This is a genomic window from Bartonella sp. MR110HLJHH, assembly GCF_042194225.1.
Taxonomy (GTDB): Bacteria; Pseudomonadota; Alphaproteobacteria; order Rhizobiales; family Rhizobiaceae; genus Bartonella; species Bartonella grahamii.
The window spans coordinates 243,206-256,381 of record NZ_JBHIMQ010000002.1; the positions used below are offsets into that span (position 1 = coordinate 243,206).

Consider the following 13,176-nt stretch of genomic DNA (forward strand, 5'->3'; position numbering starts at 1 on the left):
TTGGGTGAATGATGCCTGAGAGCCATGTGTTGGAGGAGATTTGGTGCAGGGTATTTGTGTGGTGGATATGGGATAGTGTTTTGATGGGCGAAGGGCGTGAAACTTGAGAGAAGTATTATGCTTGCGGGATGCATGTGTTTTGGTGGGGGTATCGGGGATAGACAAGTGTGAGGATTGGGGAAGCTTGAGAGGCATGATATTGGAGGATGTTGGGCTTTGGATATGCCTGAGAGCCATGTGTTGAGGCTATGATTTGGTGGGGGGATGCCGTGCCTTTGGTTGGGGGATGACAGGGCGCGGTGTTTGAGGGGTGGTGATGGGGGAATAGGGACCCTTGGGATTTAAGGACCCTTGGGGGGCGCATATCGTGTATATGCGGGGTCAATGTGGTCAATGCGGTCCAAGGGGGGGCTTCATGCGAAAAAGTGAAATTCATTGCGTATTAGGATGAAGAGAAGATAAAGCGCTGCTTTTGAGAAGGGCGTTTTTCGTTCCAATTTCTCTTTTCCTTCAATTGTTCTGGGATAATTAAACTTGGGATAAGCAAAAGGGTGAAGCGCAATTATTGCTAAAGTATGAAAATTTATAATGAAAATTGTTCAGAAAATTTCTCAAAAAATAGAGCAGAAAACGGCTCAAGTGGCTCTTATTCCAAAGCTTATTCCTGTTTTTACTGGAAAAGCAGATGTGCGAGCCGCTTGGGGAGGACGGGGCTCTGGAAAAACACGTTCTTTTGCTTTGATGTCGGCTGTTGTGGGATATCGCCATGGAATGGCTGGAGAACGCGGGATTATTCTTTGTGCAAGGCAATTTCAAAATTCTCTCAATGACAGTTCTTTGGAAGAAATTAAACGCGCTATCGAATCTTATCCTTTTTTACAAGACTATTATGACATTGGCGATAAGTATATTAAATCAAAAGATGGACGGATTGTCTATGTGTTTGCTGGGCTTGATCGCAATATCGCAAGTATTAAATCAATGGGGCGCGTTTTCCTTTGTTGGGTCGATGAAGCCGAGCCCGTGACAGAAACTGCTTGGCAAACCCTCATTCCAACTTTGCGCGAAGAAGGAAAAGATTGGAATGCAGAATTATGGGTCACATGGAACCCGTGCCATGAAAATGCACCTGTGGAAAAACGTTTCCGAAATGTCGATAATCCTCATATCAAAGGGGCAGAAATTAATTGGCGTGATAATCCGCAATTTCCTGAAAAACTCAATCGTGATCGAATGGACGATTTGCAGCAAAGACCAGAGCAGTATAACCATATTTGGGAAGGCGAATATCTCCAAGCTGTCCAAGGGGCTTATTATCAGAAATGTCTTCTCGAAGCTGAAATGGAAGGGCGGATTACCACCGTTCCACGTGATCCTTTGATGCAGGTGAGAATCTTTTGGGATATCGGGGGAACAGGAGCAAAGGCTGATGCTACCGCATTGTGGGTTGCGCAATTTATTGGACGGGAAATTCGAGTGCTCGATTATTATGAAGCCCAAGGACAGCCTCTCTCAGAGCATGTGGGCTGGGTCTTTCAAAGGGGATATGAAAAGGCTCTCATGGTTTTGCCCCATGATGGCGCAACAAAAGATCGTGTTTATAATGTGAGTTTTGAAAGTGCCCTTCAACAAGCTGGGTTTCAAACTAAAGTGATTCCTAATCAAGGAACAGGCGCTGTGAAAATGCGTATCGAAGCCGTAAGGCGATTGTTTCCTGCACTATGGTTTAATCGTGAAACGACATGTGCGGGCAGAAAAGCACTCGCTTGGTATCATGAAAAGCGCGACGAACAGCGCAATATCGGACTAGGGGCTGAACATGATTGGGCTAGCCATGGGGCCGATGCCTTTGGACTGATGTGTGTGGCTTATGAACAACCAAATGCTAGAGCGCGAAAAAAACCTTATCGCTCGTTTCACCATTCTCAAACTTCATGGATGGCTTTTTAATGAATATTTCTACAGATTCTTCTTTTGATCAAATCGAAACGCTTGAAAATCAAGCACTCTTTAAAAAACTCGTGGGGTGGTATCAGGATGATATTGCCCATGTCGAAAAATGGCGAAAAAATGCCCAAGAAGATTACGATTTTTATAATGGACGGCAATGGAATGAGCAAGACTTGGCTGCCTTGCACGAACAAAACAGACCGGTCATGACTTTTAACCGTATTGCACCTTTAATTAATGCCGTGATTGGGGCTGAGCGCAATAATAAAAGACAAGTTCAATTTATTCCACGACAAGAAGGAGCAGCCTTTGCAAACCAGATTCTGACAGGGGCAGCTGAGTGGTTTCGTGATGAAGCCGATGGGGAATACGAAGATTCCGATGCCTTTCAAGATGCAATTATTTGCGGAATGGGGTGGACAGATACACGCCTTGATTATGAAGAAGATCCACAAGGAAAACCAATTATTGCGCGGCTGGACCCTATGAAAATGGTGTGGGATGCAAGTGCTGTTAAGCCTAATCTTATTGATGCACAACGCTTGTGGTATATTGATGAAAAACCTCTTGCTGTGGCTCAGGAAATGTTTCCTAATGTTCATTGGAGTGATCTTAATGCTGATTGGGTTAAACATCAGAGTTTTTTACATTCATCCAGCAATGGGATGACACAAAGTTATCAAGCTGAGAGGGGATATCAGGGAGAGTGGGAAGAGGGAGGGACCTATCAACGTCCTAAAATGGTGACATTGGTAGAATGTCGCTGGTTTGAACGCGAGGTGATTTATAAAGTTCTCGAGCCTCAAAGTGGAAAGTTTATCGATTATTCAGAGCAGGATTTCCAAAATTTAAGCAAAACCTTTCCTCATGTTCAAGCAACAAGGTTGAACAGAAAAATTGTCAAACGGGCATTTTTGGGCAGAAAGCTGCTCGAAGCGCCTGATAAGCCCTTGGTCCCACACAATCAATTGGGATGGGAATGTATTACCGGTACTTTTGATAAGTTAAGCCGGCACTTTTACGGACTTGTGCGCCCTACAAAAGATCCCCAACGGTGGGCAAACAAATATTTTAGTCAAGTGATGCATTTGCTCAATAGCCAATCAAAAGGCGGAATTATGGCAGAACGCGATGCTTTTGATGATGATCGACAAGCCCTCGAGAGTTGGGCTAGAGCCGATAGTATTACTTGGTTGAAAAGTGGTGCTGTGTCTGGGGGAAGAATTCAGCCTAAACCCGTGGCACAATTTCCGCAAGGGTTTTTCCAATTGTTTAATGAAGCAAAGAGCGCACTCGAACAGGTGACGGGGTTGTCTTCTGAATTTATTGGGACAAGAGCTGTCAATCAGCCTGGCGTTCTTGAACAACAACGGCGACAATCGTCACTTAATCTTTTGGCTTCCTTTTTTGATGGGTTGCGTCGATATCGGCAACGACAGGGGAAAATTATTCTCTATCTTATTCAAAATTATCTGTCCGATGGGCGGCTGGTCCGTATTGCTGGTGATGAAAATGCCCAGTATGTTCCACTGACACGCGAAATGGTGACAAGTTTGGAATATGATATTGTCGTTGATGATGCGCCAACAAGTCTTAATGAAAAAGAGCGTACTTTTGCACTGATTATGCAACTGCTTCCTTTGATGCAAAATTTTGCAACGCCTGAGATTATGCTTGATCTCTTACGCTATTCACCTTTACCAGCCTCACTCATTCATAAAATTGCGATAAAGGCGCAAAATTCTCTTCAAGAAGAGCAAAATGCCTCAGCGCAGATGGGGGGTAATATGGGAACAGAGCAGATAATGCAGATGTTGCAGACAGTAAAGGCTCAACAATAGGATGCTTTATGATGCGCTCTTTCAGATGAATTTCATCTATCAGAAGTTGCTTATCTAAACAATTTCCATAGTTACCCATGTTGCTTATGTCGTGCAATGTCGCCTCTCTTTATCTCAGAAGAGCTGTTTTATTGGACAGTGTGTATTGGGGAAAATGTTCGATAGAAGTCTTGTCGTCATGGTGGGGGAGCCATGTGGGGGGAATGTTGGAGCCAAAAGATGGGTAAGCATTGAGGGGATAAATGCTCTCAGGCTGTTTTATCTGAAAAATTTAATTTTATTGTTAAAAAAAGAGAAGGCTAATGTCATGGATCAAGAACACTTAACGCCGGCAGAACAAAACCAATTGAAACAGGATTATCTGCTCTCAACACAAGAGGGAGAAGACGGTGAAATTGGAAGAGAAGAAAAAACTCTTGAAGATAATTTTCAAGGGCAAACGCATCAAAAACAGTATTCTTCGCAAAAGGCTGGAAAAGAGGTTCAAGGGGGAGAAGATGCTCCGCCAGATCCGCAAAAAGACTTTATGGGCTATATGCAATGGTTGGGAAAAACACTCCAAAAACAAGGACTTGTTAATGAAAAACAACAACCTTCTCTGGCTCGCGAAGCAGAACAGTTGCATGCGTTTTTTCAGCAGTCTGTTGCAAGTGTTAAACAAAAGCATCATGATTTTGATCAAGCAGCTGATTTTATTTATGAAACGCGGGCTAAACAGTTAGCAGCTTGCGCTTCGCTCTATCCTGAGATGGCAGATCCCAAAAATATTGATGCGTTGATTGGCGATGAGTTGAAGCAGATCTTGCGCGATTGTGCGCAAAAAAATCAAAATCCGGCTGAAGTGATTTACTCTATTGCACAAAAAATTGGCTACACAAATGTTCCCAATAACATGGATGAAAATTTACAGGAAAGACACAATTCTGCACGTACACTTGCTGCTTATAACGGCTTGACGCCAAATGGGCCGATTTCTTTGGAGATGCTTGATAAAATGTCAGAAGCAGAGTTTAGCGCTTGGGTTTCTGATCCTAAAAATAAAGCTGCTTTTAATCGTTTAATGGGGGGAAGAGAATTTTAAAAATAAAAATGCGGGGGGTGTTTTTTGCAGAGAACGTGAGAGGTTTTTAGCGCAGGGAATGCGGGGGATTTCTCAAAGCACGGATGTGGTGAGGAGAGCTCTTATAAGGGGGAGGCAGACGCTAACAGAAATTAGATAAAACACACGAACAACCTATTCACCATTTGAAATGAAATGTGGTGTTTTAACAACCGGCGCTTTGCCGGGTTTTTTATGTCAATAAAACTTTTAGAGGATAAAATGACTGTAACTTATATCGGACTTAATGACCCAATGGCAGTGCGCACATGGTCTAAATTACTAAACCAAGAAGTCTCAAAAGCAATTCCGATTGCACCGTTGATTGGAAATGATTCAAACAGTATCGTACAATTAAAGGATGAAACCACGAAAGCAAGTGGGGATGCCATTAGCTTTAATTTGCGTGTGCAGTTGCTAGGCGATGGGGTGAGTGAAGGGCAGACATTGGAAGGCAATGAAGAAGCCTTACAGTTTCTCAATGATCGCTTGGCAATTAATGAACTCGTTCATGCTGTGCGTGTCAAAAATGAGGGAACGATTGATCAACAACGAATTCTCCATGATTTGCGTACCGAGGCAAAAAATGGTTTGGTTGATTGGTATGCAGATCGTCTGAGTATGATGTTCTTCATTCAAGTGTGTGGATATACTGCAAAAGCTATTAACTTTGAGGGACGTACGATTACTCTTAAACCTGTCCATTATGGTTTTAATGCACCAACGGCACCAACCGATAAACGCATCGTGCGCCCTAATGGAAAAACAAAAGATGAAGATTTAAAATCAAACGATGTTTTTGATCTTAAGCTCATTGATAAAGCTGTCGAAAGGGCTAAATTGGCAAATCCCAAAATTAGACCCGTGCGGATTGATGGGGAAAATGTCTATGTGCTTTATCTACATCCAACCCAAGTGACGCAATTGCGAACCAATACAGATGCGGGGCAATGGCTCGACATTACCAAGGCAATCTATAGTGGAAGTCGTATCAAAAATCCGCTCTATGATGGATCTTTGGGCATGTATAATGGTGTGGTTTTGCGCGAAGCTGAACATATTACCGAAGGAGTTGAATCTGGGACGGCAAATAAAGCTGTACCAAATGTGCGTCGTGCTGTTCTACTTGGTGCGCAGAGTGCTGTGATTGCTTTTGGTAAAGATCGAGGGGCGACACGCTATAAATTGGTGGAAGAACTCTTCGACTATGAAAGAGAATTCGGGGTCGCGGCAAAAACCATTATGGGTATGAAAAAAACTTGCTTTACCTTGCCAGGAAGTACGCAAGGGGCTCAGGATTTTGGCACTATTGTCATCCCAACTTATGGAGCACCTGCTTAAAGCGAATGTTTGCTAACTTCCCCCAACAAGAGGGATCTGTTGGGGGAAAAATTTAAAATGCTTCCAGAAAAAGGACAGGATTATGACCACTTTATACACTGATCCCAAAAATCTAAACCTTACACATTCAGACCATTCTAAAACTTTTGCTTATATGGTCGCGCTTATTCAAGATGAAATTGACGATACAACAGCGGAATATTCCCTGCAAATTCAAGATTCAATTTTTACGGCTTTGCGTGTGTGTGAATGCGAACCCTTTTTCTTTAATGAAAAAAGAGAAAGGACCTTTAAAACACAAAGTGGTAAAACATGGTATGGGCAAGAAGAGGGAGTTTTTATTGAATCAGAAAAGAGCTTGGAAGGCGTCTTTTTAGCAACAAAGAATGCAACACCAACAAAGTTGTTCTTTAAGCCCTTGGAAGTGTTGCATCAACAATATGGTATGCATCCTGCGCTAGGAACGCCATTCTTTTATACGTGCCTTGATCAAAAAATAGGACTCTTTCCAACACCAGAACATGTGGAAACTATGCAGCTTTCTTATGCTCCTGTTCATTTTGCCGATGAACAGCTGAAAGAAAACGATAATCCTTGGTTGATTTATGCTTTTGATCTTATTAAAGCACGGGCAAAATATGAACTTTATAAAAATATTCTTAAAGATCCTGAATATGCCGCCGTTTCTTTCAGAGATTTTCAAGAACAGCTTCAAGCTTTGCGCATTGAAACATCGCGCCGAAAAGGTTCCTCAAAGATTCGCCCAATGAGTTTTTAAAAGGCTTTGTTCCAAATCGTTTATGGCTGGTTTGTCCCTTATGGTTGGATAAGCGCTGGGGATTGATGGTGAAGGGCTGGTGGATGGCGCTGGGTATGCCATTATTTATGGTATCTTTTTTTTCGACGTGTTAATCAACTTAAGGTTGTGTGCTTTGTTGAATTTTATGCCTTTAGAGTTTTAAGGGCTTTTGTGGTTTCAATCAGTAAGCTTTGGTGTTTTGAATGGTACTAGGCTCTTCAAAGATTTATGGAGAGTTTAAAGGCTTTTTCCCAGTTGTTGGGGTGATTGCGGGCGGTTGATTTTGGTCGGGCGCTGGTGGATGGCGCTGGGTATGCCATTATTTATGGTATCTTTTTTTCGATGCGTTGATCAACTTAAGGTTGTGTGTTTTGTTGAATTTTATGCCTTTAGAGTTTTAAGGGCTTTTGTGGTTTTTTATCAATAAGCCTTGGTGTTTTGAATGGCACTAGGCTCTTCAAAGATTTTATGGGGGTCTTGATGGCTTTTTTCCCAATCGCTGATTATCGACCCGATGTGGCGGATATCAATGGAATTTTTACCGATGAACTTGTTAATGTGCTACCGGCTGATGGCTCCTATATTCCTATGCCAAGTTTTGAACCTTTATCAGAGCCTTGTCCTGAGCCAATTTTAGGTGCTCTTGCGGTTAAAACAAAAAATGGGGTTTCTATTATTGTTGGAACAAGAGAAAAAATATTCTTGCTTGATAATACAACAATGAAGTGGAAGGATATTAGCCAAAAAGGAAAATCTTATCTTGCTAATGTTGATGCTCCGTGGTCTTTTGCTTTATTTGGTGATTTTATCATTGCAGTGAATGCCAATGATAAACCACAAGTGATTGATATTAATCATGATAAAAAATTTAGAAATTTAGGGGGAAATCCACCACAAGCAGGGATTGTTCGAATCTGGGGAGATTTCGTTTGTTTGATGAAATTAACCGAGCATCCAAGGCGGGTTCATTGGTCTGGATTAAATGATGCTGAATTTTGGACCGTGGGGAAAAAAAGTTGCGATTATCAAGATTTTCCTGATGGCGGATTCGTCCAAGGGGCAACCGAGACAACAAATCCAATTATCTTTATGCGTTCTGCAATCTATGCTGGTTCTTTTATCCCTGGCTCTAAGATTATTTTTAGTTTCCAAAAAATTCACGATAAACGAGGTGCAAAAAATGCTGAATCGATTGTTTGTAGAGGCGATTTAGCATTCTTTGCCGATGAGGGCGGTTTTTATCAAATAACAAATGAGGGACAGATTATCCCTATTGGGTTCGAAAAAGTCGATCGAACGATGACCGCAAAATCAAGGCAGGATAATCTGTATACCATGTCTGCGGCTATCGATGGGGTGTATAATCGTGTTTATTGGATGGTTGATTCTGATGAGAACCTTCATAAACGTATCTTGCTCATTTATGATTGGGGATTGCAAAAATGGACAAAAGCTCTCGTGGATATCAAAATGATATTGCCTATTTTCTTAGCAGGAACAACCCTAGAAGGTCTTGATTTTGTGACTAAGAATATTGATGATTTGTCCTTTTCTCTCGATAGTAAAGCTTGGAAAAATGAATCGCCTATTCTGGGGGCATTTGATCAACAGGGGAGACTGGGTTCGTTTTCTGGGGGGGCTATGGCTTGTGTTGTGACATCACAAGAAATGGGGCAGACAAATGGCATGATAACACGGGTGAAAAATATTATGCCTCAAGTCAATAGTGGAAAGTTTTATTTGTCTGTGGGAATGCGCTTTCGACAATCTCTTGAAGAGGAAACTGTTTGGTTGCCAGAAAAACAGCCCTCTTATAATACTGGACAAATTCATTGTCGCGCAAGGGCACGGTTTTATCGCTTTAAATTGCGCATTCCTGAAGGGGTGAATTGGACTCATGTCACTGGATTTGATGTGGAATTGACGCGAGCCGGCATGCGATAGGCCAAAGCCTTTATAAACAAAGGAACAAGGTGGTGCGTTATGCTTCATGCTTTTCTGCGATAAAGGAAAAATAGTCTGCACAATGGCTTATTTTTATAAAGAAGAAAGTTTCCTATTTGTTGTGACAAAGGGATGATGGGGCTTCTTTACTTTTTTTGTGCGGTAAGTATGGAACGTGAGAAATGCGTAGGGGGATGTTATTTAAGGGGAGATGAGTGATAAAGCTAAAAGAGCCAAAGTTATGATGCAAGAGAGTCAAGATTTGTATTCTGCTCATTTGACAGAGCAATGGCCATGGGAAAAAATCGCTCCCTATCAAGAGGCACTCAATGCTGCATTGAAAAAATATGCTCAGCGCTTTCCTGATGATGTTTGTCTGGAAAAAATTGCTGAAGAAATCGCTACAGGACAAGCACAATTGTGGCTGGTCTTAAAAAATAAAATCCAATTTAGTGCTTTTGCAATAACCAAAGTTGAAATAACCCATACAGGGAAAAAATGCGTCGTTCTCTCAGATCTTGCTGGAGAGGGAGGGCTGAAATTGGTCAAATTGATTGATGAAGTCGAAAAATGGGCGCGAACAATTAATGCTGAAGAAATGCACATGTTTGGAAGAACTGGATGGGCGAAAAGGCTCGCTCATCACGGATATTCTCGTAATCTTATTCAATATAGAAAGGTTCTCAAGCCATGAGTAGAAAAACCACACCTCAAGTGCAGACAACAACACAAACAAATGCTCCACCTGCTTGGGCGGCTGATATTTTTAAACAAGCCAGTGCTGATGCACTAGGACTTTATAATAAAGGAATTGGCGGCAACGTTTATCAGGGAGACAGAGTCGCTGGTCTTAGCGATATGACAAAAAATGCTCTGACCGGTTTACAACAAGCAGCAGGGCTCTATAACAATCCAACGGTAACGCAATGGTTGAATGCACCAACCAACAGCGCTACAAATCTTTCCAGTATGGCTAAGGGAAGCTGGATTGGAAGCAATAGTAAATTTAATACTGCATTGCAAAATGCCCTGAATAAAACTTCCGATGCAATTAATCAGTCGATGTCTGGGGCAGGACGTTATGGCTCTGGGGCTCACACCGGTGTGCTGGCCGATGAACTAGGCGCTTTAGCAACAAATGCTGCAGCACAGCAATATAATCAAGATATTAACAATATGATGAATGCAAACCAGATGATTGATCGCTCTCAGAATGATCAGGTTAATGCGGCAAATAGCTATTATCAAGGACAGAGTAATGTGCAAAGCAATGCTTTGAAAGGGGGCATGATTCAAGATGTAAATCGTCAAAATATCTTAGATGCTGAACACCAAAAATGGTCAGAAAAAGATAATCAAGATTGGAACCGATTGCAAAGCTTGTTACAGATAGGAACACAGGCTGCTGGAAATTACGGAACGACTTCAGGAAAATCTACGACAATGCCTTCTGTGACAAAAGATCCATTGCGTGATGCGCAGCAAGTACTTGGATTGGTAGGAGGAATTTTAGGGCTTTGTGATGTGAGAGCAAAAGAAAATATTATCCCTGTGGGGCAGAAAAAGGGATATCCACTTTATACCTTTAATTATAAAGGAAATCCACAACGTTATCAGGGCGTTATGGCGCAAGACGTATTGCGTGTGAAGCCTGAAGCTGTTTATGTCAATGCAAAAACAAAGTTATTGCATGTTGATTATGACAAAATAGGACTGAAAATGGACAAAATACCGGCATCTAAAAATAAAATTGCGGCTTTCTTTTCTTCATTTTTTGCTCGTTTTCCCTTTTTGAAAAAAGAGTATCTTCTATGAGTTCGATTTATGATTGGTCAATTATCGCATCAGAAAATGCTTATGTCGATGAGAGTATAAACTGGGCAGAAGGGCAACCGCCAAGCACAGTCAATGATAGTGCCCGCGCTATGATGCAACGCATCAAAGAATATTTGTTGGATAATGGGGGCGGGATTGAAACACAGTTTACTGTCGATGTGGAAAACGAGAGGACATCACTTCGTTTGGCGACAAAGTCTTTTTTTGAGACTTATATGGATGGCATTGTTGTGCGCTTTAAAGCACAAGGCGTCAACAGAGGAATAACAAATGTTTCTTTAAATCAATTGCCGCCAAGACCAACTTATATGGCAACGCCAGAGGGTATTATGCCTTTAAAAGGGGGGGAAATTCAAAAGGGGGGGCTTTATGAAATCGTCTATACGTGTGATATTGCCGGAAAAAATGCTGATGGATGGTTTTTAACCAATCCTACTATAAAACTTCCTGAAATTCCGCCCTTTCCTCCTTTGCCTGAAACTTTTTCTTCTGGATTTATTGGGACTTTTGCTACAGAAAAAATACCCTCTGGATGGTTACTCTGTGATGGTAAAGAATATTCGCGAAAGAACTATGCCAATCTCTTTGCTGTTTTGGGGGAAACGTGGGGAAAAGGAGACGGGAGAACAACATTCAATGTTCCCGATTTGCGTGGAATGTTTTTACGGGGGCTCGATAGTGGAAAAGCAATTGATAAAGGACGTCGCTTGGGAAGTCGACAAGAAGAGTCTTTTAAATCTCATACCCATGAAGGAAAAACAGATTCAACAGGTAATCACCAGCATAGTTATCCAATGATTGACAAGGTAGTTTGGGATATGAATCACGGTGAATATTATAGAAATCTGGCTCAAGTCTACAATAAAGATCGGTTAACGAAGGCTGCGGGAGAGCATGAACATAAGGTCTTGTTGCAAAAAACAGGGGGGGATGAAACACGCCCCGTCAATATGGCGGTGGTTTATGCTGTCAAAGCCTGAGAATGAAAGCTTTGAGAGAGAAAGATAAAAATGAGCAAAATATCTGTTATGAGAAAAAGTCTTATAGAATATAAAGTCTTATAGAATATATTGTGCAGAAAGTTTTGAGGCGCTTTAGAAAAAAACTGAACTCTCTTTATTATTTTATTTTTTGTGCTGCCTTTGTTGGATGTCTAAAGGTAAGTTTGCCTATTGTTCTTTAGAGGATCAAGACAGTAATTATTGAAGGTAGGGGTAAAAGAGAACAAAAAATCTTCCTTTATTCATAGAGTTTTTTTCTGAGGAATAAAGATTTTATCCAAAAGGCTCCCTCTTGTGGTATCGTGATACATTGTTTAAGGTGCTGGGTTTAAAGCACTGGGTTTAAAGCGCTGGTGGGCGATGACAAAAAGCCCATGGATAAAATTTTATCTTGTTATACCGTAAAACACCGTCATTAAAACACTATTATTGAAGCTGGTGATATGGTGATATAAGGAAAATAAGACATACAATACTTGATCCATTTAAGTATTGAAGAGACATCTATTCAGGGGATGGGTGCTTCGTTAAGCCTTATGCAAGTGAATTATATAAGGTGAGCAGCAGACGGAATCCCTTCAGAGTAGTTGGATTGTTTCAAACCGATGTGGGGCTAAAATCTTCGTCCTTTTAGGTGGCGGGAAGAGATCAATGGATATGTTTATTTAAAGAGAGAAAAGGCAAAATGGTGCTCTCCTTCTTTTGGGTAGAGCGTGTATGCAAAAAGCGTTCATTCTTTCAAAATGGGCATTTTATTGGCTAGAGCAGATTGGCGATGCGTTTAACACATGGTGAGTAATTGAACTCTCTTAGATGGCATTTTTTACTTGTTAGGAAACTTCTTGAAACAGAATGAGAGTGATACGAGAAAATCTGTAAAACAATGGTTTATCCCGTTGTGTCGTAAAATACCATTGTTTGAGATGCGGTTAAAACTTTATGCATTGGGATGTTTTTCGTCTGTGCGTATTCTTAAAGCAGCGTTTTTTGTAGAATAACTCTAGACAAGGCTGCATTTGAAGGGGAAGCTCAGTCAAATCCATTAGATAAGAAGTCAGATTGTTTACAGACTATTGTTTATCGATTGGCATTGTTTGAAGATCGGTGGGCGTGGCTTTGTCATTTTGGGGAAAGCCAACAAAGCAGCAAGGTGACATGCATTTTTCTTTGGTTTCAGGTGATAAAATCATCATTTTAGGTGGAAAACAGACTATAATCTAAAAAAATACCTTGTAAAAATTTTCAATGAGGAAATTTTTTTCAAAAGCCTTTCACATAGTTGTCTGAGGTTGTCTGAGGTTGTCTGAGGTTGTCTGAGGTTGTCTGAGGTTGTCTGAGGTTGTCTGAGGTTGTCTGAGGTTGTCT

10 protein-coding genes are annotated in these 13,176 nt (G+C 41.3%); all 10 read left to right on the plus strand.

All coding sequences use genetic code 11. The features are described from left to right. The first annotated feature begins 588 nt into the window (after window positions 1-588). The 10 genes from ACFIKB_RS03055 (at window position 589) to ACFIKB_RS03100 (ending at window position 12,809) form a co-directional block, all read left to right on the plus strand. Window positions 589-1,950 carry a PBSX family phage terminase large subunit gene (locus ACFIKB_RS03055; RefSeq protein WP_375635637.1) on the plus strand — a complete coding sequence of 454 codons (1,362 nt, stop codon included), beginning with the start codon at window positions 589-591 and terminating at the stop codon, window positions 1,948-1,950. Beyond that, on the plus strand, window positions 1,950-3,791 hold the full coding sequence (locus tag ACFIKB_RS03060; RefSeq protein WP_375644530.1) for a portal protein: 1,842 nt from the start codon (window positions 1,950-1,952) through the stop codon (window positions 3,789-3,791). Before ACFIKB_RS03055 ends, ACFIKB_RS03060 begins: the two co-directional genes overlap by 1 nt. Before the next feature lie 307 nt (window positions 3,792-4,098). Beyond that, on the plus strand, window positions 4,099-4,872 hold the full coding sequence (locus ACFIKB_RS03065; protein WP_375635639.1) for a hypothetical protein: 774 nt from the start codon (window positions 4,099-4,101) through the stop codon (window positions 4,870-4,872). A gap of 240 nt (window positions 4,873-5,112) precedes the next feature. After that, on the plus strand, window positions 5,113-6,231 hold the full coding sequence (locus ACFIKB_RS03070; protein ID WP_375635640.1) for a N4-gp56 family major capsid protein: 1,119 nt from the start codon (window positions 5,113-5,115) through the stop codon (window positions 6,229-6,231). An 82-nt stretch (window positions 6,232-6,313) separates the two neighbouring features. After that, window positions 6,314-7,009, plus strand: a complete 696-nt coding sequence (locus tag ACFIKB_RS03075; RefSeq protein ID WP_375652798.1) for a hypothetical protein — start codon at window positions 6,314-6,316, stop codon at window positions 7,007-7,009. A 501-nt stretch (window positions 7,010-7,510) separates the two neighbouring features. Next, window positions 7,511-8,974: a hypothetical protein gene (locus ACFIKB_RS03080; protein ID WP_375635642.1), complete on the plus strand. Its 1,464-nt coding sequence runs from the start codon at window positions 7,511-7,513 to the stop codon at window positions 8,972-8,974. A gap of 211 nt (window positions 8,975-9,185) precedes the next feature. Then, the gene (locus tag ACFIKB_RS03085) at window positions 9,186-9,668 is read left to right on the plus strand and encodes a hypothetical protein (RefSeq protein ID WP_375628924.1); all 483 of its coding nucleotides are present in this window, start codon (window positions 9,186-9,188) and stop codon (window positions 9,666-9,668) included. After that, a complete protein-coding gene (locus tag ACFIKB_RS03090; protein WP_375652799.1) occupies window positions 9,665-10,789 on the plus strand; it encodes a tail fiber domain-containing protein in 1,125 nt (374 codons plus the stop codon). Before ACFIKB_RS03085 ends, ACFIKB_RS03090 begins: the two co-directional genes overlap by 4 nt. After that, window positions 10,786-11,790, plus strand: a complete 1,005-nt coding sequence (locus ACFIKB_RS03095) for a phage tail protein (RefSeq protein WP_375635644.1) — start codon at window positions 10,786-10,788, stop codon at window positions 11,788-11,790. Before ACFIKB_RS03090 ends, ACFIKB_RS03095 begins: the two co-directional genes overlap by 4 nt. 863 nt (window positions 11,791-12,653) lie before the next feature. Then, window positions 12,654-12,809 carry a hypothetical protein gene (locus tag ACFIKB_RS03100; RefSeq protein WP_375635645.1) on the plus strand — a complete coding sequence of 52 codons (156 nt, stop codon included), beginning with the start codon at window positions 12,654-12,656 and terminating at the stop codon, window positions 12,807-12,809. Window positions 12,810-13,176 lie beyond the last annotated feature (367 nt).